General features: G+C 63.3%; 12 protein-coding genes. 7 read left to right on the forward strand and 5 right to left on the reverse strand.

What is annotated here, in order from left to right:
* Positions 1–88: 88 nt before the first annotated feature.
* Both FRC98_RS01505 and FRC98_RS01510 read right to left on the reverse strand, forming a co-directional pair.
* The gene (locus tag FRC98_RS01505; RefSeq protein ID WP_146979539.1) at positions 89–1,795 is read right to left on the reverse strand and encodes a hypothetical protein; all 1,707 of its coding nucleotides are present in this window, start codon (positions 1,793–1,795) and stop codon (positions 89–91) included.
* A 234-nt stretch (positions 1,796–2,029) separates the two neighbouring features.
* Positions 2,030–6,232: a hypothetical protein gene (locus FRC98_RS01510; protein WP_146979540.1), complete on the reverse strand. Its 4,203-nt coding sequence runs from the start codon at positions 6,230–6,232 to the stop codon at positions 2,030–2,032.
* A gap of 242 nt (positions 6,233–6,474) precedes the next feature.
* On the opposite strand from FRC98_RS01510, the gene FRC98_RS01515 reads away from it, so the two are divergent.
* The 3 genes from FRC98_RS01515 to FRC98_RS01525 all read left to right on the forward strand — a co-directional run bounded on the left by FRC98_RS01515 (position 6,475) and on the right by FRC98_RS01525 (position 10,505).
* Entirely contained in the window at positions 6,475–8,427 is a 1,953-nt protein-coding gene (locus FRC98_RS01515) for a hypothetical protein (protein ID WP_146979541.1), read from the forward strand.
* A gap of 312 nt (positions 8,428–8,739) precedes the next feature.
* A complete protein-coding gene (locus tag FRC98_RS01520) occupies positions 8,740–9,543 on the forward strand; it encodes a hypothetical protein (protein ID WP_146979542.1) in 804 nt (267 codons plus the stop codon).
* Between the two features lie 383 nt (positions 9,544–9,926).
* Positions 9,927–10,505 (forward strand): hypothetical protein, encoded by a 579-nt coding sequence (locus FRC98_RS01525; protein WP_146979543.1) that lies wholly within the window; start codon positions 9,927–9,929, stop codon positions 10,503–10,505.
* Here the strand turns inward: FRC98_RS01525 and FRC98_RS01530 are convergent.
* Positions 10,406–10,693: a 4a-hydroxytetrahydrobiopterin dehydratase gene (locus FRC98_RS01530; RefSeq protein ID WP_146979544.1), complete on the reverse strand. Its 288-nt coding sequence runs from the start codon at positions 10,691–10,693 to the stop codon at positions 10,406–10,408. The genes FRC98_RS01525 and FRC98_RS01530 overlap by 100 nt on opposite strands.
* Positions 10,694–10,726: 33 nt before the next feature.
* On the reverse strand, positions 10,727–14,899 hold the full coding sequence (locus FRC98_RS01535) for a serine/threonine-protein kinase (RefSeq protein WP_230467164.1): 4,173 nt from the start codon (positions 14,897–14,899) through the stop codon (positions 10,727–10,729).
* 327 nt (positions 14,900–15,226) lie between these two features.
* Here FRC98_RS01535 and FRC98_RS01540 point away from each other — a divergent pair, with 327 nt between their 5' ends.
* From FRC98_RS01540 to FRC98_RS01555, 4 genes are all read left to right on the forward strand, one after another.
* The gene (locus tag FRC98_RS01540) at positions 15,227–16,018 is read left to right on the forward strand and encodes an exodeoxyribonuclease III (RefSeq protein ID WP_146979546.1); all 792 of its coding nucleotides are present in this window, start codon (positions 15,227–15,229) and stop codon (positions 16,016–16,018) included.
* 112 nt (positions 16,019–16,130) lie between these two features.
* Complete coding sequence (locus FRC98_RS01545) at positions 16,131–17,597, forward strand: M20/M25/M40 family metallo-hydrolase (RefSeq protein WP_230467165.1); 1,467 nt, start codon at positions 16,131–16,133, stop codon at positions 17,595–17,597.
* Between the two features lie 148 nt (positions 17,598–17,745).
* Entirely contained in the window at positions 17,746–18,414 is a 669-nt protein-coding gene (locus tag FRC98_RS01550) for an L-threonylcarbamoyladenylate synthase (RefSeq protein ID WP_146979548.1), read from the forward strand.
* Between the two features lie 82 nt (positions 18,415–18,496).
* On the forward strand, positions 18,497–19,291 hold the full coding sequence (locus FRC98_RS01555; protein ID WP_146979549.1) for a CAP domain-containing protein: 795 nt from the start codon (positions 18,497–18,499) through the stop codon (positions 19,289–19,291).
* 82 nt (positions 19,292–19,373) lie between these two features.
* Here FRC98_RS01555 and FRC98_RS01560 read toward each other — a convergent pair whose 3' ends face one another.
* Positions 19,374–21,137 (reverse strand): ABC transporter ATP-binding protein, encoded by a 1,764-nt coding sequence (locus tag FRC98_RS01560; protein ID WP_230467166.1) that lies wholly within the window; start codon positions 21,135–21,137, stop codon positions 19,374–19,376.
* Positions 21,138–21,341: the final 204 nt, after the last annotated feature.

Consider the following 21,341-nt stretch of genomic DNA (forward strand, 5'->3'; position numbering starts at 1 on the left):
CGAACGCTCCGACTCGCGCTATCCCGGATACGAAAAGAGGCCCCGAAGGGCCCCTCTCTCGAAGCGATGCAAAACCTGCCCAACGACCTCAGTCCACCGGCACCGCGATCTCCGCACCCCAGCGGCCCAGCCGTTCTTCGCGATGCTCACCCGTAAGCTTCATCCCCTCGTCGAAGTACTCCCCCTCATCAAGGTTCTCCAGATCCACGATCTTCGAGGATGTGGGCCAGCTGCCCTCATCCAGGATGTTACGCTCCGTGATCACCGTCCCGTCGGGCAGGTTCACAACCGGGTCGCCCTCGTAACTGATCCGCTGACGCAGGCTGTTACGGTAGATCCACACCGGCGTCTCGCTCCTCCACCCGTAATCACTCAGGGCCGAGTTGGTCCACAGGGTTAGCGCCCCGGTGCGACCCGAGTCGTAGGGGGTATGAATCGTGTTGTACGCCAGCTCAATGTTGCGTGCCCTCAACACGCCCAGCGCACTCTTGCGATTAGGCCACGCGTTATTCTCTACGAATTCATTGGCCCGCAGCGTCACATATTCATTGTTGCCACTCTTGATGTAGATGATGCTCCACACCGACCCATCCGCGACCGTAAAGACCGCGTCGACGGCACGATTCTTCTCAAACACCGAATGCCGCAGCTGATAGCTGCTCGTCATGATTCCGTTCGGGCCGCTCAACGTGTTGTTGACCACCGCGACATGGTTTCTCCCGTTATCGTTCTTGGTCAGCATCATGATCGAGGAGTTGCCCAGGTTCACGTTCGTTCCTACCCCCTGAAAACGTGTAAACTCCACGTCATGCACTGTGTAGCGGTCGGTGTCGTACCAGACCGTAATCATATGAAGGTAGGAATCCTCCATCGGAAAGTAGTCCTCATGGTGACGATGCTCCAGGTTCGCCATGTAGAAGTCCGGGCGGTCGAGAACGATCTTCCCCTCATAGGCCTCCAACACCCCGCTTCGTCCTGGCCAGCCCACCCAAACCGCCGGTGTCGGGGTGTCGTCGGCGATGCGCAGGTTGCCGTTGTCGCGATTGCCATCCATCGGGACCACGCCGCCGACATACACACGGTGTCCGGCGGCCGCTTCACCCAGCGCGTGAATCTGATCCACGCTGGCAAAAGGTGCGTCCAGGCTGCCGTCACCCTCCGGGCTGCCTGAGCTGCCATCGACGAAGATCCACCCATCTTCACCCACGCGCAGACTCACCTCGACGTCCAACGTCGATCCGTCCTGGTCGCTCACGCGCAAGGTGACGTCGTAATCACCCTCCTGCGGGTCATTCCACCACAGCACGCCGTACTCCGGCGTCACGCGATGCACGATGAATCCGTCGACCTCTTCGCGCATAAGCTCGCCGCCGATCTGCAGCCCCTCGGCACCGCCGTCATCCACGATCGCATACTGAAAGGGCCATGCCCCTCCTTGCACGACAATCGGGATCTCCCAGCGTACGCCGGGGTGGGCGTTCTTCGAGTAGGCCCACTCCGCCGCTTCCGGTCGCGGATGCACAAGCGTCATCTCCATCTTCGCCGGAACATAGTAGCCCTCCGGGAGTCGCCAGCTCCCGGGGCCGGGCTCCGGCCTCTCCTCGGCGTCAGGCGCGCTCCCCACGTCCTCGCCGGCCGCGTCGATGGGCTCGAACACGTCTTCCAACGCGACATCGGCGTCCGGCGCAGGATTGGCGTCAGCCGGAGTCTCCGAACATCCCGAAGTCCACAACAGCGCGCCCGCAAGAAGCGTCCATCGCCAGAAAGGAAGGTGGGGCCAGTCGAGGGGCTTCATTCGTGTCTCCATCGTATGAGTGGAACGTCGATTTGAGTCGTGCCCGATGTCATCTGGTTCGCTATGGCGTCATCGTGGCGCAAACCATCCGCACTCACACCTGAAATCGCCTGATACCCGTCCGCCTTCACACCTGCGGTGCGCAGCAAAAAGCCCGGCGACGTGCCGGGCTTTCGTCTTCGCGGGGTGTGGTGTTGCGCGTGTCGCGTCGCTGCCCCCGACCTCCGCGAAGCGTCAAGGCATCGGCACCTTTTGATACTGCGCTTCAATGCCTCCGGCTCGCGACAGATCGCGGCCTTCATCGACCACCTGGTAGAAGACGTGCACGGCCTCGTCCTCGACCAGCATATCGCCGTAGTACACCACCACCTCGGCGTTCGGAACCTGTCCGATGGGCGACACAGGGCAGGCGGCCGGGCTACAGCCGTAGCGACCGATTCCCTCCTCACATTGACCGGGCGGAAGCGGCCCCACACACAGGCTTCCTGCCTGCGCCTGCGTCGATACCCCGAAAGGTTCACCGATCGACCACACCTCGGCGGACGCGTCCCAACGTGCCAGGTAGGCTCCGCGCCCGTCTCCCTCCCGAGCCGCGAGCATCACCAGCCAAACATCATCGACCTTCGCCATATCAAGCACCGCGGGCAGGTCGCCCTCCGCGCTCTGCCCCACGCCGGGCAACTCCGTGGGCAAAACAGGGCCAGCGAGTTGTTCCCCGGCGGCCGAATCCCAGGCATAGATGCGTTCGACGGACCCCGCGCGCTCCACCCAGGCGAACCCACCCTCGATGACGTCGCACGCCAACAGGCTCGTCGTATCGTTCTTGAGGACGAAGGGGCCTTCCGACACCAGCTCCCCTGCCTCGCGGCTCAGACGAAGGTGATAGAGCTGCGCGCTCCCCTCATTGGCGTAGCAGTTGCCCGCGAAGACCCCGGCCTCATTGACCCAGCTGCCGTGCGCCGCGATCGCCGCACCTCCGGATCGGGTCCCGTAGGCCCCGGGTAACTCCCCTAAGAGGCGCGTCGTCATCGTCTCCAGATCAACGACGACCGCGCGCGTGGTGTTGAGGTTGGTGCGCAGCACCACAACGAGCTCGCCATCCACAAACCCCGCGCCGGAGAACCCTCCCAGACGCGAACCATCACTGCTGGAGAGAAGTCCAAGGGGCTCCCAGCTCAACGCATAAAACTGGTCCGTGGGCGGTCCCAGCCGCGTTATCGTGACCCCGCCGGGCATGTTGCCGATACCAAGGGTCTGCGTCCCATCGCTGACCACCCCCAGCGTCGCCGTGTTGCTCAGGTTGGCAACCTGGTGGCTCTGCGCACCACGACTGGTGATGCTGGCGATCGCGGTCACCGGTGAGGGACCCTGGAAGATGCGAACCGGCGAAATAAGCCCGAGCTCGGAGAAGATCGGCGGCGTCAGCGATCGATCGTAGGTTGTAGGCAGGGGCGCGTTGGCGCTCAACACGTCAATCGCCGCGGGGAGCAGTGTCACAGATGCCTCCATCACGCCGCCGTCAACCTGCAGGGCCAGGGGGTGCTCTCCGGGCTCCAATGACTCGGGCCACGCGAATCGCATATAGGGCGGGTCCCATCGCAACATCTCAGCGACCTCACCACCGACGCGCACCTCTCCGGTGGCCGTGGGCATGCCCATAAGCACCATCTCGCAGGGCTGGCCCGGACCCGAAACGCAGCTCTTCGCTACCGTCGGAATCACCTCGACCGGCTGATTCGCGAGCGCCTCGCCATCTCGAAACACCGAAACCACGCCGCTGTGGGGCGCAAGCACCTCGATCGCGTCATCGCTCGCGCTCACCATCGAGCCTCCGCTGACCAGCAGCCCGTAACCGCCCATCAGGTTCGTTCCCCGGAAGGTGATCGGCGAGGTTGACGTCAGGGGGGCCGGCACATCGATTCCGAAGATTAGACTGGGGCCGTAGTAGGGCACCGCCGGAGGCCTCAAGCCGTCGGCGCGCGTGAGCGTAAGCTGTCCGTTGCGCCCCTCCAGCTGCGCAGCGTCAAAGCACACCTCCGTTGCCGACCAGTCCGCATCGATCACGTCCCGCTCAAAGCGCAGCGTCCCCGACTCACCAAACTCAACCCCTGGAATGCACAAGCGCCCCTCGCCGCGTAGCACCCCACCGAAAGCCTTAAGGTCCACGCAGGGCTGTCCCGTCTCACATGACGAGGCCCGCGCGAGTTCGCCGGACCCACTGTTCTGAGCGCCGGAGCGATGCTGGCGTGTGGCAAGGGTGGCGGTGTCGGGCGAAAAGGCCCAGATGTCGCCGTCGTACACGAGCACGACGTCCTGCCCCTGATGTTGGGTGAGCCGGATGTCCGCCGGGGAGACAAAGCCGGTGGCGATGACCTGCGCCTGACGACTCTGCGCCTCCAACAGAAGGACTCGCCCGTGGCGGTAGTCCAGCGCGTAAAGATCCCCGAGGTCGTTGACCCGCGCCGCCACAATATCTGCATCTTCGAGGGCGATGCAGTACTCCGGTGGCTCCTCGGCGTAGGTGCACTCCTCCACGTCAGGAACGCGGCCCTCGTAGCTTGTAAATCGGGCAACCCAGGTCGGACCGTCCTGCGCGCGAACCGCTCGCGCATAGGAATACCCCCGATCGAACGCGTACCCCTGGCGGCGACCCACCACGAGGTTGCCCGGCCACTGGACCCGATCGCTGATACGCGCCCGGGTCAGCTCCGATAAGAAGAAGGTGCCCGACGCAGTCGCAGCAAGCTGCGCGTCGAAGACCTCCTGATACGTGAAGATCTGGTCTTTTCCGAACCCCATCGAACTTCGCTGACTCAACGCCGGATCGACAAGGTTGACGCGGACGCGCTGCGTGGGAGGCGGCTCCAGAAGCGAGGAGGGCGCCCACGCCGTCGTGACAAATCCCGTGTCGTTGTAGTTAAGAAAGGTCCGCACCGAATAGCCGACAAGGTCGGCCAGGGCCGGGTCGGCCGGCGGCACCTCCAGCAAGGGGAGCGCGTCGTAATCCGGTGGTCCCGCGTAGGCCGCGCCGTCGGAGGTCGCGAACACCGTGCCCGCCGGGGTCCGCACAAAGCGGTCCGCCACGGAGCTGCCCGCGCTGACACGCGCCACGCGATGCATCACACCCGGCTCGGCCACCACCTCGTCCAGAGTGCCGAAGGCCATCGGCTCAACGCCCTGTTCCACATCCGGACCCACGCGGCAGAACATCGTGCTTCCGAAGTACTCTGTGCCCCGGTGCTCGCGCTCCTCGCGTGTGCGCGCGACAAAAAGAAGCCCACCATCATCGCGGGGCAAGACCGCGGGCACCCCGTCAAAGGGCGCCGCTTCAAAGTCCAGACGCAGCCGCTCAAGGAGCTCGGAATCCTCGCTCAATCGCATCACCGCCGGCGCATCGCCGGACTCTGCCGGTACTCGGGTGTGAATCCACAGGGTTCCGTCCTCCCCTTCGCGAAACCCGACGTTGGTCGCCACGCCCGTCGGCCATGGCCACTGCCGTACCTCGCCATCTCCCAGCGGTATCGCCCACAGCTGCAGCCTGCCCGGACGCTCGCTCTGCCCGGCGGGCCCCCCGGCCACAACGACAAGCGAATCGCCCCAGAGGCCCCCGTCCACGACGCGCCACCCCCGGATCGCCGACGTCCCCACGTTCGCGATCACCTGCGGCGGCTCCCCCGGGCGCACGCTGTAAAAGTCCCCGTTCCCAAAATCCTTGATAATCGCCAGGTCCGTCCTCGCGCTGACCGTCTCTGTGGAACGAAGGTTCGGGTAGACGTCTCGGGTCTGAGGACGCCACCCCGCAACCTCCCACGGTCCGTCGTCGATCGACGCCCACAGCCACATCCCCGCCTCGGCCACGGTCACATCGCCGTAGCGCCACACCCGCGCCGACCTCTCGCCAGTGGGCAAATCCACCCGCTCTCCATTCGCGAAGACGTCTTCCCCCTCACCATCCTCAGCAAAGAAGACCAGCCAGTCCCGATCGCTGTACTCCTCCTCCGGCCCCGGCAGTCGGCTCGTCCCCGCTACGCCCACCGTGCTCATGTAGAGCCCCCGGCCGAGCTCAAAGATCCCGTGGGTGCTCTGATTTGTCGCTTCCAGCGGTCCCCGGTACACGGGTTCGTTGGGCTTGACCATCGACGCCACGGGCCGGGTAAAAGATCGACCTTCGTCCTCAGTCAGAAGCGTAAGAAACGCCATCGAGACGTTGACCACGTTCTGGCGACGAGGCTGGTAGCTGATCGCGATCCGGTCGCCCACGTCATGCAACTCGTAGGCGTGCACCGACGAGTAGCAGCGCATCGGCGCATCTCGCCAGGTGTAGGTCGTCTCCATCGGCGTCGATGTGTCCTCCGGATCATCGCCACATGACCACAACGCAGGAGAAAGGAGCAGCGCCCCCCACAACAACCGACCCGACATTTGCATGCGCATCATACATCTCCAACGCTACTCGGGACCGCCCCTCCATTAGGAGGAGCGTCCCTGTTGATTCTGACTGCCGTTACAATGCGTAAAGCTAGCAGGTCTCGAAGTCCCAAACGAGTAAAACGCATTGCGGTCGCGACAACTCACCCGGCGAGACGCTCTCTCCCACCTTGAATCCGGGCCCGGACTCATTACCATCGCCGTGTTCCTGTGATCCTTACCCCTGTCTACTGACGTTGTCTGGAGTCTCTATGTCTCGATTCCCCGCGCGCTCCTCGCTCTACCTCACAATGCTTCTCACCTCAGCGCTCATGCTCTCCGCCTGCAAATCGACCGTTCCCGACGAGTCGCCTGTCGACGACGCTCCCGCGACCAGCGTCGATCTCAAGAGTCTGCCGACCCACGAGCAACTCACGTACCTGCTACCGGCCGACACCCTGGTCGTGGCTGCCTACAACATCGAGGGATTTCGCAAGCTGCATCACCAATCCCCCCTGCCTCAAAACATCTCCCAGAGCCTGATCCTCGATCTTCCTCTCGTCAGCGAGGTGCTCAGCCACCAGGGCGGCCCCGAGCCCATTGAAGGCCTCGACACCAGCCGCGCGATCTACCTGGCAACCTCGCGCGCCGGGTTTGAACGCGCAATCGATGGCCTGCGCACCGCCAGCCCCGAGCTTCTCGCCACCACAGACCTCGGCTTCCCCGACGCGTTCCACGTGCGCGCGCTCCTCCCCGTCGCAGACGCCGAGACAGCCAGCGCTCAGATCGCCCAACGCTATCAGGGGGCCTACCTTACGACCGCCCGTGGCGACTTTCTGGTGATCGACTTCGCGGCCGGCATCATCTCTCCCGAGATCCAACCCTGGTCCCAGGCATCCCCGATTATCGAAGGCCTGGCCCCGGCGTCTTCACCCGCCTGGGCCGCCTTCAGCGGTCGCGATGCCCCCTTCGCCCTTTATGGCCAGATGAGCGGGCTCTTCGACCAACTCGCACTCATCGAGCTCGGCTCAACCTTGCTCATCCCCCGCACCCCCGCCGAAGAGGCGCGCATCGACGCCATACTCGCCACGGAGATCGCCGCGACCGCCCGGGAGTTCAGCTTCGATAGCCCTGAAGTTGCCGAGTCCGAAGACCTCGCCATCCTCCTCGACCACCACAATGACGTCCTCACTCTTGATGCCGTCGCCTCATTGACGGAGTACGGCCAGTCACTGGTCAATGCCGTCGCCCGGAGCGCGCCGATGCGCGCCCGACAGGCTGAAAACGTCGCCCTGGACGTGCATTTTGGCCTCGACCTCTCCAGTGCCATCGACCAGCACAAGACCCCGCGCTGGGCTCAGGACATCGCCGGCATGGAAGAGGCCACCTTCAAGCGTATGATCGAAGGACAGACCCGCGACTCCGCCTGGGGCTTCCCCCTGGGAGTGTTGCGTTCCCCGATCACCGGTTACGCGCTCTTCGATCGATTCGTCGGTGAACAAACCACCCCCGCCGAATTCGGCCTCGTCCGCGGTTTCTGGATGCAGATCCTCGGCGCCAGCAACGAGCAACTCGTCACCGCCCTCGGGTTGAACCTCCCGACTGACGCCCCCCGTGAGCCCTTTGAAGAGTTCGCCCGACTGGCCCTCACCCCTCTTGGGACTCCTGTGGATATCAAGATCTCCGAGCACGCCGATCGTCTGGAACTGATAGCCTCGTCCGCCCGACCCACCGACGACGTGTTTGCAGAAGGACAGCGTGAGGTCGCCCCCGGTGTCGACGCCTTCATCGATCTGCGTCAGATCTACCAGATCCTTCAATCGGTAGACTCCGTGGCCCTCACCCCGGTCGCCATCATGGGCCTCAACGCCATCGCCAACCTCGGCTCGCCACGTATCTTCGCCCACGCCTCCTTCACCGAGGCTCAGGGCATCGCTCGCCTCCAGTGGGGTGGTGACGCGTTGATCGAGCCCCCCGCGGTGTCGACCTCTCACGCTCCTACCGCGCTGGCGCCCCTGGATGCCTGCCTCTTCACCGCTCGTGAGTGGTCCATCCTCGGCCTGGGAGAGTTCGCCTCCCTCTCCGACCCGACTACCCAGACCCCCATCCTCTCCGAAGAACTCGCCACAGCCATCGACGAACTCGCCACCCAATGCCACTCCGAGGAGGCCTCGGCCACCGTCCGAGACCTCGCCGAAGACTGGCGCGAGTTTGGCCAGCGCTAACCCTTGAACATTTGGCCCCCGGTAGCCCGGAGGTCCTCGCGCTCCCGAAAGCCCCCGACGCCCCGGTGCGTCGGGGGTTTTCCGTCTTAAGGCCGTCAGCTTCGATCGGGCCGGACAACGTTCGCTCGCAACTTTTTGAAGGTGGGCGGCTCGACAACTCTTTTCATCGCCGGCACCCGGTGGTAGCGTTTTCTCAATCTCACCACATGCCGCATCGCTGGGGGACTACTCGTTGTTGCCGCTTCGCGCCGTCGCGACAGGCTCATCGATGGCTGTTCACTTCTATTCCAGTTCTCAAACATGGAGGAGTCAGTGACACAAGAACCCCTACGCACCTACCTCAACGGGAAGGTGCTCCCTGCCGGGCGTAGAATCCTTGCGCTCGAGTCCATCCAGGCACTCGCCATGCAGATGGGTGACGACGCACTTGTGATGCGTTGTGACACGGCACTTGATTCCAATCGCCAGGCGCGCCGAACTCAGGTGCGCTATGAAACCCACAAGTCCCAACACTCCCGCGCTCGCGGCGACTCCGTTGAGCTTGATGCAAAAGTCGGAGAAGTTCTCACCGGCATGTGCACCGTCGCTCAAGGTCAGGCCGTTGGCGATGACGAGGTCGCTCGCGCTGCCAGGGAGTTCATCCGGGAGGTTGCTCCTAACGGTATCGCGCCCCTGACGCGTCAGTCCTTCGAAGATCAACTCGCCGATGGGCGCGTGCTCCTGGAACGCTTCGATAGCGATCTGGCGCGTCACATCGAGTTGATCGGCCTGACGCGGCACCGTAATCACCTCCGCGGCCTTCTCCCTCGCTTTGCACGGGAGCTCCTGGCCGAACGGGTCGAGCCCTGCACCTTCAGCGAGGTCAAGGAGAGCGATGCGGTAGCACGAGATGCTTTCGCCGCGGTTATCTTCCATGTTCTCGCGAACTACGCCGATAACGCGGTGAACCGAGCGTCCCTGCTCACCGAGTACCATCGCCAGCTCGACCTCCTCTCCCGGTACTACCGACGCCAACGCAAACATGTGGATGTCGACCCCGGTACCGGTGAAGTTCTCGACGATAGCGATGATGATCAGCCCTCCGATGTCCCCGCTATCTCGGAGTCGGAGGCCTGATCGTACCCCTGTGTGACGGCGCAGAGTGGTTTGAGTTCGCCCCGTAAGCCCTCCGGCTTACGGGGCTTTCTTTTGCATACGTCGCGTCTGCGCTCACCATGTCCTCACCCCCACAGCACCTCCAGCCCGCTTCTCCCCTTGCCCCTGACTCCCCATCCCCGGCCGGCCCTCCGCCTCTACCTCTCCCAATAACCTGGGCCGCCAGGTGATGCGTCGGCCCGGAGCAGAGCACTTCCTCGGCAAACGAGTGTTGTGAGGGCTTCCAACTGTCCATATCCCCGACTTTCGAGCTTTCGTCACGACCAGCCCTGTTCACAACCCCGGTGCTCGACGGATTCCCGGGCCTGATTCGCACCGAAACCTAAACACGTCAGAGATTCGAGGTGCTCGATCTGTTCACAACCTCGGCAGGTGAGAGATTCGAGGTGCTCGATCCGTTCACAATCTCGGCAGGTGAGAGATTCGAGGTGCTCGATCTGTTCACAACCTCGGCAGGTGAGAGATTCGAGGTGCTCGATCCGTTCACAATCTCGGCAGGTGAGAGATTCGAGGTGCTCGATCTGTTCACAACCTCGGCAGGTGAGAGATTCGAGGTGCTCGATCCGTTCACAATCTCGGCAGGTGAGAGATTCGAGGTGCTCGATCTGTTCACAATCTCGGCAGGTGAGAGATTCGAGGTGCTCGATCTGTTCACAATCTCGGCAGGTGAGAGATACGAGGTGCTCGATCTGTTCACAATCTCGGCAGGTGAGAGATCTGAGGGCCTGAAGGCCTCAACCCACGTGGAGAGTGAGGAGGGGAGGGTGGGAAGGCGCAGCGCGACGCTCCCCGATGGGGAATTCGAGGAGCGATGGAGCCTGGTTCAGGTGACGACCGCGTCGATCGCCTCGGCAAGGTCAAAATCTTTCGCGGTCAGGCCCCCGGCGTCGTGGGTGGTCAGCGTGAGCTCGACGCGGTCGTAGACGTTGAAGAGCTCGGGGTGGTGGTCAGCAGCATCGGCCAGCGGTGCGATGCGCTTGATGAAGGCGATCGCGTCCATGAAGCTGTCGAAGTGGAGCTCACGCTTGATGGCATCGCCATCGCGTCGCCAGCCGTTGAGCTTCTTGAGTCGCGCATCAATGGAGGCTTCGTCGAGCAGGGCAGGGGGCATGATCGCTCCGTGTCGGGGACGGTGAAAAGGTAATCACTGGCGAGGAGCGAACTCCTCGTCAAGTTTATCTGCAAGGCTGAGTAGCTCACGGGTCTGCTCGGCACGGCCGTAGCGTTGCCAGACGGTGGCGACAGCACGCAGTTGACGCGCGGCCTGCCGCGAGGGGGATTGTTCCGCGCTGTGCGTGGCGAGTTGACCGAGCACATCCAGCCAGATCTCCCGGTCGAGTTCGGCCAGGATCTCGTGACCATCGACCTCCGCGATAAGCGACTCGTACGCGCTATGCGACTCGGTCAGCAGGGCATAAAACGCGGCGTTTGCCTGGCAGAAGACTTCCACGCGGGGCATGTCCAGGTCTTCGGCGTCGGCGCGGGCGCGCCCCAATTCCAGGGCGGCCATCTGCAGGCGACTCAAAAAGCACTGCAACAACCCCATCAGGCTGCGAGCTTTCGCCCGATCCTCAGCGGTGCCCTGGGCGTCCACGTGACGCAGCGTTTCGCGCAGGGTTCGTTCGGCGCTCTCCAGCTCTCCGTGCCACATATCCACCAGCGCCAGGTTATTGCGCAGGTCAAACAGCCCCCAACTCGTGCCGAGACTCTCTTTGAGTCGGCGAGCCTCGCGGAGGATGGTTTGAGCCTCGGCGAAGCGGCGCTGATTGATGAGGACAATCCCTTTATTCAACAGGGGCTGGGAGATTGCCACCTGATCGCCCATGCGCCCGAACACCTCGGCTGCGGCATCAAAGTGGCGTTCGGCCTGTGCGTAGCGCCGCGTCATCACCATCAGGATGCCCATCGCATTATGCGAGGCACCGATATTGAACGGCGTGCCCAGGGCCTGATGAATATTCAGCCCTTGTTGGAGCAGGCCCTCGGCCTGGGCGAAATCTTCGGTCTCCAGCTTGAGTTGCCCGAGCTGTCGAAACGCTTCTGCGAGACCGTGGCGGTCACCAATCGTGCGTTTGAGCTCAAGCGCCTCGCGCAGCGTCTGTTCGGCTTTCTCGAAGCGGTCAGGCGCATTGAGCGACGGCGCCATCAGGGCACCTCCCAGCGCGATCAACGCGTCGCTCAGGCCCTGGCGATCCTGAGAGGCCTCAAAGGACGCTCTTGCCTTCTTCAGATAGTCGTAGCGCCGGTCATGATCACCTCGACGCTGAGCTGCTTCCGCCAGATGGAGCAGCACTTTGCCGCCGACCTCGGCATCGTCCAGGGTCGATAGCATCATCTCCAGACGGTCACGGACCTGCTGACCTGCCAGCGCGTCGGCCTGCGTCAGGTGAACCCGCGACAGCCCGATGAGGGCTTTGGCAACGCCGGGGACATCCTGAATCTGCTGGCTGTAGTCCAGCGCCTGGCTGTAGAGGTGTGTCGCCTCATCAAAACGCGACTGAATGGTCAACAGGTGTGCGAAACCACGCAGGGATCGGCTGCGCTCTGCGCCCCGCGCGCTGTCGGCATCGACGACCCGGCGGTAATGTTCCTCGGCCAGCCCGAATTCGCCAAAACGTCGGGCCAACTCAGCCATGGCGAGGTTGGCTTCGGTCCAGAGGTCACCGCGCTCTTCGCGACTTTCCAGCAGGCCGAGCAACTCACGGTAGCGATCTCGCGCGCCGCGTTGGTCAAACCGGTTCATTGAGCGCTTCGCTGCAGCGCTCAGGGTGTCGCGGTAGCGCTCCAACTCACCGGCCTGACGCCAGTGGTCAGCGATCTCGACAAGGGGAACCTCCAGCTGACGCTCCCCGTAGAAGCTCTGCTTGAGTTGGGCGGCGCCCTGGTGCATGCCACGCGTGGTCCACTGCTCTCGGAGCTCTTTGAGAAGTGCCTCGCGCAGTAAGCTGTTCTCAAATTCTACACAGATCACGTTCTGATGCAGGCTCTGGCGAGCGATCGCCTCTTCGCTCAGCGCACCGAGTTCGCGATCCAGGTCCTCGAGCTCCATTGACTCAAAGCGCTCCAGAGCCGCTTTAAGCAGATCGACGGGCACGCGCATGCCCAGCACGCTGAGCCACTCCAGCACCCGGCGAAGTTCGGGCTTGTCGCGGTGTTTGTGGATGGCTTGTTCGACGCGAAGGGCCATCAACTCCATCAAGTCCGGAGGGAGCTCGATCTTTCGGGGGTTGCCACTTTTAAGACTCCACCGCGAGCCCTGACGCGCCAGGTTGTTCTCGTTTTGCAGGTAGCGAATGATCTGAATCGCGTGCAACGGCACGCCCTGGCTAAGCCAGCCCACGCGCTCCTTGAGCCGCGACTCAAGGGGGAGGATCGAGTCCAGAAAGACCGAGAGCGCCTTGCCCGAGAGCCGCCTCAACCGCTGACGAGAGAAGCTAACCCCGACATTCGCCCCGATCGTACGCAGATGATCCTCAAGATCGGGGTTAAGCCCTCGCTCTTCCGGCCGCATTGTCAGGATGACGACGACCGGACAGGCCTGAGTACGCATCGTAACCGCAAAGTACTCCAGAAACGCCAGGCTGCCGCTGTCGGCGTACTGGACATCCTCCAGCGCCAACACCAGCGGGCGGCGCTCGGCCAGACGAAGGATAAGGCGCTCCAGCCTCGCAAAGAGCACGCCGGACTCCGCCTGGGCCAGGTCGCCGGCCTCCATAACGCGCGGCCTCAAAAAGTCGACGATCGCGCTGATCTCGCTGTCGGAAAACCCGCCCAGCTGGCGCAAATCCTGGCGAACGGTCGTATCGACCTGCATCCGCTCGCTATGCGAGACGCCCCAGAGCCCGGCAAGGACCTCACGCAACCCTTCCATCGGCAAGGAGCGTCGCCGAAACGCGGCCGTCGAGTAATCCACCGCCTCGTCGCTCAGCGCGCTCATAACGGCATGAACCAGGTGGGTCTTTCCCACGCCCCCTTCACCTTCGAGCAAGACCACCTGCCCGGAGCCCAGCTGCTTTACGCTACGCACCAGGCCCACGAGCTGATCAAACTCGCGATCGCGACCGATCAAGGGAAGATCGAAGCGTGGACGAGAATGCGCCCTGGCCTGGAAGGGGTAGCTGGGACGTGCAGCTTCCGCCGGAGCCGGCTCCTGGCGAGCGATGCGCTTGATCTCGACCCGGGGCGCACCTCTCGGCAAGGGCGGTGGCTCAGGACGCGCCGAGGGCACCTCGATCAAGTGGGTCGCGTCGATCTCTTCGCTCACAGTCCTGCCGGCGCTCTCCGGCAACGTCGTCAGCACCGTCTCATCAATAGCTGCGCTGGACTCTTCCGTGGTGCTCGTGTGCCGAAACGCCCCCTGAACCTCTTGTGGCACGATATGCGACGCCGAAACCTCCGGTCGACTCCCGCCGCCCTGCGGCGAAGGTTTGATTCCCATCGCTTGCATGGCGTCGAGAAAGCCGTCGAGCAGAGCGGCGGCATCCGGATAGCGCACCGTCGGGTCTTTCTCGCAGGCCTTTCGAATAAGAACGCCCATCGGCGTCGCTTCCATCTCTTCGGAGAGCTCCGGGACGGGATCGCGAATCTGCTTATGGATGACATCCATGCGGTTGCGCCCTGTTACCGGCGGCAGCCCGGTGACCATCTCGAAGAGCAACAATCCCAACGCATACACATCCGTCGCCGGCGTGATCGGCTCGGCGCACGCCTGCTCCGGGGCCATATACAAGGGGGTGCCAAAGATTCGGCCCGCCCGCGTCAGCGCCTCCTCCCCGTCCCCCTCATCTTCGGAATCCGCCAGCGTCATCTTCGCCACGCCAAAGTCCAATACCTTGACGTAGTCTCGCTCGCCGAACATCTCGCAGAGGAAAATGTTTTCGGGTTTGAGGTCGCGGTGGACAAGCCCCCGGCGGTGCGCTTCGGAGAGGCTTTTGAGTACCTGGATGTAGACGTGTGCGGCCCGCGCCCAGCCCAGCCCGCCCTGCGACTGGATGATGTCGCCGAGCGCGTCCCCCTCCAGAAACTCCATGACCATATACGCCAGGCCGTCCTCGGTCTGGCCGTAGTCGTAGAGCGTGATCGTGTTGGGGTGACGAAGCTGGCTGACGTGGAATGCCTCGCGCCGAAAGCGCTCCACGTTGATCGGATCCTTCGCCACAACGGGCGTCAGAAACTTCAGCGCCACATCTCGCCCGATATTCTCCTGGACGGCTCGGTAGACCGTGCCAAACCCCCCGGTCCCCAACACTTCCAGGATGCGAAAGCGCCCCCCGATCAGATCCCCCGCCTCGGGAAGAGTGGCGTCGATTGCTGTCATAAATCTACTCCGGAGCGACTTGCCTCCGCGCTGCCCTGGTCGGCAGCGGCACCTCGGTTTCGACGCCGCTTCCTGCCATGCTTTCTGCAACGCTGGCTGCGCTTGATCGCCCCCTCTCGTAGTCCTCGTCGACGGGGGCAAAACCGCCATCTTCTACCCCTCCAGCTCTAGCACGCACCGCGTTACGTGCGCAACCGGGGCCCCCGCCGTTTGACGGCCTGGCGCATGCGCCGATACATCTCTTCCTCCGAGCGCCGGGTTGCCTCATCCTGCAGGTCCTGCCCCGCTCAACTCGCGTTGTTTTTACGTTTTTGAAGGAGCTCCCTCTTGAAAGTCTACAGCTGGAACGTCAATGGGCTGCGCGCCTGTGTCCGCAAAGGTTTCCTCGATTGGCTCGATGCGAGTGAGGCTGATCTGATCGGCCTCCAGGAAGTTCGCGCACTTCCCGAGCAACTTACACGCGCCAGCCGCGAGCCGGAGGGCTGGCATACCTACTTCAACCCCGCCGAACGCAAGGGCTACAGCGGTGTGGGGATCTACAGCCGCACGCCACTCGACAGCGTTCTGAACTCCGTGGACGTCGAAGCCTTCGATGTCGAGGGAAGAGTTCAGATCGCGCAGGTGGGTAAGCTAAAGATTCTCAATGTCTACTTCCCTAACGGCAGCGGTAAGAACCGTGACCTCAGCCGCATCCCCTACAAGCTCGACTTCTACAAGCACCTCCGTGAGATGCTCGCTGAGGGCCTGGCCAGCGGAGAGCGCATCCTGGTGATGGGCGACTTTAACACCGCGCATCGCGCCATCGATCTCGCGCGGCCAAAGTCCAATGAAGCCACAAGCGGTTTTCGTCCTGAAGAACGCGAGGAGCTCGACCGATGGCTCGACGCCGGGTGGGTCGACACCTTTCGCGCGGTCCACGGCGACGTCGAAGAGCGCTACACCTGGTGGAGTCAGCGTGGCGATGTGCGTGCCCGCAACGTAGGCTGGCGCATCGACTACATCTACGCCTCTCCGGCCGCGATGGAGTTTGTCGTCGACGCCCGCATCCACGATCAGGTCATGGGATCCGACCACTGCCCGATCAGCGTCACCCTCGACCCGGCGATTCTCGCGGAATGATCGTCGTTTCGAAGTCGCGTCACGTTTCGCTCACTCGGCCGGCAGGGCAGGGCCTGCTACTCTGACCGTCGACCTGAGCGGGATGAATAAACTCGGTGGCACTGGAGACTGGATGAAGACCCTGTGGATTCGCGCCGCGATGCTCATCGGCCTTGTCGTGACGGCACTTCTTGCCGTCGCAATCGTGCGTGCCGCTCTACTCAGTCCCTCCACCGAGCCCGCCGAGCTTGACCCTCCGTCCCTCTCCGACGAACTCGCTCCGATCACCCGACTCGCCCAGGCATTGACCATCCCCACCACCTCGCCGACCCCGGATACCCCCGATCTGGAACACTTCCGGGAGCTCCATCGTCAGCTTGAGGAGTGGTTCCCGCGCGTTCACTCGCGGGCATCAAAAGAAGTTATCAACGACGCCACCCTTCTGTTTACCATCCCGGGCTCAGAGCCGGATCTTCCGGCGGTCGCGTTCCTTGCACACCAGGACGTGGTCCCGGTCGAGGCCGGCACCGAGAGCGATTGGACACATCCTCCTTTTGCGGGCGCAGTTGAGGACGGCTACGTCTGGGGCCGCGGGGCTCTCGATAACAAACACAACGTGATGGCTTTGATGGAGGCGTTGGAGCAGCAGCTCGAACGCGGCAAAGAGCCCCGTCATACCCTTCACCTGATCTTCGGACACGACGAAGAGGTGGGCGGCACCCGGGGCGCCCGCGTGGTCGCACAGAGATTCCAGGCCGATGGCGTAAAACTTGCCGCTGTCTACGACGAGGGCCTGATCATCGCCGATGGCATCGTCCCCGGTATTGAGGGGGCCATCGCTCTGGTGGGGATCACCGAGAAGGGCTACGTCACGATCGAACTCACCGCCTCATCCGAAGGTGGGCACGCCTCCATGCCGCCGAAGGAGCTCGCTGCGCTCAAGCTGGCCCGCGCGCTGGAGCGAATTCATCAGCATCCGATGCCCGCGGCCATCGACGGTCCCACGCGCATGATGTTCGAGGAGGCCGCTCCCCATATGGACTTCGGGATGCGCCTGGTTTTTGGAAACCTCTGGCTGACCGAGCCCCTGGTGATTGCGCAGATGGCGAAAAGCCCCTCGACGCACGCCGCGCTCAGAACCACGTTTGCGCCTACCATGCTGCGCGCAAGCCCCCGTGAAAACGTGTTGCCGCAGCAGGCCACCGCCACGCTCAACATTCGAATTCATCCCCGCGACTCCATCGCCTCCGTGATCGCTCATATCAATGAGGTCGTCGACGACCCGGAGATTTCCGTAACACCGGTCGGGGAGATGCGCGCCGAGCCGGGGCCTCTCGCATCGATGGAGAGCCAGGGGTTTCTGGCCCTGCGCGACGCCGTTCATGAGGTCTTCGGACCTATCCCCGTCGCCCCCAATATGTTGATCGCGGCAGCCGACGGTCGCCACTTCACCTCCCTTACCCCCAACGTCTTCCGCTTTCAGGCCGTCGCCCTGACCGCCCGAGATCTCGAACGCATCCACGGCACCGACGAGCGCATCGCCACAGAAGCCTACCTCGATCTTGTTCGCTTCTACGTGCAGCTTCTTCAAAAGTGGTGAGCCGGCGAACTCCACCGGACGAAAATTCGCTCATGGGCCCGTTCCCTCCTCGTGCTATGATAGCGCTGCGGTGCGTACTGGCCGCTGTTCACCGGGCGTCATCCACACCGGCTGGCCCCTTCGTTCCTTTGCCTGGAGGCTTTTGTCTATGAACATCATCAAGCTGGAGTCCGACGCTGCTGCAACCGCTGAGGCCATCAATGAGTCGGTTCGTGTCCTGGAGCAGGGGGGATTGATCTGTCTTCCTTGCAAAGGCACCTATCGCATCCTGGCGGACCTCAAGAACGAAGACGCCGTCATGCGTGTCTTCCAGTCCAAGCGCCGCGTCCACAAAGCTCCCTGCCTGGTGTTCATCGATAAGATCAACCGCCTCCATGAAGTCGCCAGGGATGTCGACCCGGCTGCCAGCGCGCTGATGAAAGCCATCTGGCCCGGCGGCCTCACCCTCCTCTTTGAGGCCAGCGATGAGCTCCCCCGGGGCGTGGTCAAGCAGCTGACCAAAGCCAACGGCAAAATCGGCGTTCGCGTGCCCGAGTCGACCCTGGTCCAGAAGGTCGTCGAGCGCTTCGCCGGCCCCGTACTCGTCTCCAGCGCCAATCGCGGCAACAAGTCCGGGGAGAGCTCTCCGGCTCAGGTGAGAAAAAACTTCGTCGGGCGCGTCGATCTCTTTGTTGATGCCGGTGATCTGCCCCAGGCCCCGGGCTCAACCGTGGTCGACATCACCGACGAGGAGGTCGTGATCATCCGCCAGGGAGCCGTGCCGCGCGCGCGCATCGAAGAGGTCATCGACGCGCTCGACGAGGATCTGGACGCGTAACACCCCTTATGAGAAGGTTTCGCCGGCCTGCCCCCGCTCGCAGGCCGGACGCCTTTCTCACTGCACAATCTGGAGTCGTACCATGCGCAACATCCTCAACTTCTGGCAGCTCGCCGCGCTCGTCCCCGTGGCTGCCCTCGCGATCGGTGTGGGCTGCGGAGAGCCCGACGATGAGCCGCTCTATATCCCGGATGACCCCCAGGAACTCTGCGAGATGGCCTGCGCCAACATCTACGAGACCTGCGACATGAACCTCACCTACACCGACGGCGCGCGTATGGGGCAAAACGCCTGCGTCACCGCCTGTGTCGAGCAAGACTACTTCCAGGGAGAGGCCTTCTGCGCCGCGCAGGCCTCCTGCTCGATGGAAGCGCTCGAGGCCTGCCTCCCCGATAAGGCCCCCGTCGCCGACTGCTCCTCGCTCCCCGACTGGGATGAGGAGCTGGCCGCGATGGAAGAGCAGGTTGTGCACATCGTAAACCTGCGACGCGCCGAAGGCGCCGACTGTGGCACCGAAGGCGTCTTCGAGCCGGCACCTCCCGTCATCGGAGAGGGCGTGCTGCGCTGCGCCGCCCGTCTGCACAGCAAAGACATGGCCGAGCGCGACTACTTCGAGCACGTCAACCCCTTCACCGGGGAGACACCCTTCGATCGCATCGATGCGGCCGGCTACACCGGCGGTACCCCGCAGGGCGAAAACATCGCCGCCGGCCAGACCAGCGCCGAAGAAGTCATGGCCGGTTGGATGGACAGCGACGGACACTGCTCCAACATCATGAACCCTGACTTCAATGAGCTGGGCGTCGGCGTCTTCCGCGACCGTAGCCTGAGCAATGACTACGGCATCTACTGGACCCAGAAGTTCGGACGGCGCTGAGCTCTTACGACGACGCCTCACACAAAAAAAGAAGCCCCGGCACACGCGTCGGGGCTTCTTTTTTGTCGGGAACTACGAACGCCTACCAGCTCGTCGTCTTTGACACCGAGTCCTCAATGGCCTGCATCTGCACCATACGGGCGTAAACCCCGCCCTTGTCGATCAGCTCAGCCGGTGAGCCCGCCTCCACCAATACCCCTCGGTCGAGCACGATCATCTGATCGGCACGCGCGACCGTCGACAGGCGATGGGCGATGATCAACGTGGTACGACCCTCCATCAGGCGATCGAGGGCTTCCTGGACCAGCGCTTCACTCTCCACATCCAGTGCGCTCGTCGCTTCATCGAGAATCAAAACACGGGGATCTTTGAGCAGGGCTCGCGCAATCGCTACGCGCTGCTTCTGACCACCGCTCAGCCGAACACCTCGCTCTCCGACCACCGTATCCAACCCTTCCGGGAACTCCTCGACGAAGTCGAGCGCGTTTGCTGCCCGTAGCGCTTCGCGTATCGCCCCCTCATCAGCCTCGGGCCGTCCGTAGCGCACGTTCTCCCGGACCGTTCCCGAGAAGAGCACCGGCTCCTGCGCCACCATCCCGATGCCATCGCGCAACGCCTCCTCCGAATATGCCTCCAGCGTTAACCCATCGACATAGACCTCGCCGTCATCCGGCGCGTAGAAGGCCGAGAGAAGGTTGGCGATGGTGCTTTTGCCGGCTCCTGATGCGCCGACAATCGCCAGCTTCTGCCCCGGGTGCACCTCAAACCTCACACCTCTCAGAACCGGTGAGTCGCGTCGCGTCGGATAGGTAAACGAGACGTCATTGAACTGGACGTGTCCGCGGGTGATGACCGCCGATGAGCTACCAGCGACGGATCCCTCGCGGCGTCGGTCGGCGGTTGCGGCATCCAAAAGCCCGAACACGCGTTCGCCCGCCCCCAGCGCACGGGCGAAGTCGGTCCAGAGCCCGCTGAGCACCCCGAGAGACACGGCCACAAAGAGCACGTAGAGAATATAGGCGGTCAGCTCCCCGGCGCTCATCGCTCCGCTCAACACCTGGTGTCCTCCCACCCACACGATCACCGCGATGGTGGCGTACGCCAGAAACGTGACGCCGCCGCCAAAGATACCCCCCAGCACCGCCCGGCTCTTCGCCAGAGAAAAGCTCCGCTCAATCGCCTCACTGTAGCGCTCTCGCTCGGCAGCCTCGCGTCCGAAGCTGCGCACCGTGCGCACCCCCGCGATGCTCTCCTCAGCCAGCGAGGTGGAGTCGGCGATCGCGTCCTGCACCTCGCGTGAGAGCCGTCGCACCCGTCGCCCGTAGACCATCGCTGCGCCTACCACCACCGGCAGCACCACGATCATCACGAGCGAGAGGCGCACGTTGGTCACAAAGAGCAGCACCAACCCGCCCAGCGCCTGAACGCCGTAGCGCAGCGCCATCGAAAGGTTGGTCGTCACGACACTCTGCAAAAGCTGGGTGTCGCTGGCCAGGCGGCTCGTCAGTTCGCCGGTGCGCGTACGGTCGAAAAACGCCATCTCCCGGCCAATGATCGCGCCGTAGAGCGACGTTCGCAGGTCCGCCACGACTCGGTCGCCCACCACCGTGAACAGGTAGTAGCGCAGGCTGAAAAAGACCGCCTGCACCAGGAAGAGTCCCAGCAGCGCTCCGCCTACCGTGCTCAGATCGTAGCTCGCTCCCTCCGAGAGCACCTCATCCACCACCACCCGTCCCACCTGGGGGTAGGCCAGCGTGATACCCGAGCCGATCACCAGCGCCAGTGTCGCAAGCGCCAGGGGACGCCAGTGGGGACGAGCCAGCCCGAAGAGGCGGCGCCACGTCATCGTGGCGCTCTCCGGTTCATGGGAATCGCCGCCTTCGGGAGCAGAGGAGGCAACAGGGGAGGGCGACGATGCCGGGTCTGTAGATGGTGACATAGGGGAAGCCTACGACGTGATGAAACAGTGTGTGAAGCGTTGTAAGTGCTTGTTTTTGTTGGTTTTTTGCTTTTTTGGGCTGTGTTAGCTTGCCCAATCCTCGAGCGACCC

The organism is Lujinxingia vulgaris (genome assembly GCF_007997015.1).
In the GTDB taxonomy this organism is placed as follows: domain Bacteria; phylum Myxococcota_A; class Bradymonadia; order Bradymonadales; family Bradymonadaceae; genus Lujinxingia; species Lujinxingia vulgaris.

What these genes read in the sequence shown, in the direction of transcription:
- FRC98_RS01505 (WP_146979539.1), bottom strand. Translation starts at nt 1,795, where the DNA reads ATGAAGCCCCTCGACTGGCCCCACCTTCCTTTCTGGCGATGGACGCTT.
- FRC98_RS01510 (WP_146979540.1), bottom strand. Translation starts at nt 6,232, where the DNA reads ATGATGCGCATGCAAATGTCGGGTCGGTTGTTGTGGGGGGCGCTGCTC.
- FRC98_RS01515 (WP_146979541.1), top strand. Translation starts at nt 6,475, where the DNA reads ATGTCTCGATTCCCCGCGCGCTCCTCGCTCTACCTCACAATGCTTCTC.
- FRC98_RS01530 (WP_146979544.1), bottom strand. Translation starts at nt 10,693, where the DNA reads ATGCCCCCTGCCCTGCTCGACGAAGCCTCCATTGATGCGCGACTCAAG.
- FRC98_RS01535 (WP_230467164.1), bottom strand. Translation starts at nt 14,899, where the DNA reads ATGACAGCAATCGACGCCACTCTTCCCGAGGCGGGGGATCTGATCGGG.
- FRC98_RS01545 (WP_230467165.1), top strand. Translation starts at nt 16,131, where the DNA reads ATGAAGACCCTGTGGATTCGCGCCGCGATGCTCATCGGCCTTGTCGTG.
- FRC98_RS01550 (WP_146979548.1), top strand. Translation starts at nt 17,746, where the DNA reads ATGAACATCATCAAGCTGGAGTCCGACGCTGCTGCAACCGCTGAGGCC.
- FRC98_RS01555 (WP_146979549.1), top strand. Translation starts at nt 18,497, where the DNA reads ATGCGCAACATCCTCAACTTCTGGCAGCTCGCCGCGCTCGTCCCCGTG.
- FRC98_RS01560 (WP_230467166.1), bottom strand. Translation starts at nt 21,137, where the DNA reads ATGACGTGGCGCCGCCTCTTCGGGCTGGCTCGTCCCCACTGGCGTCCC.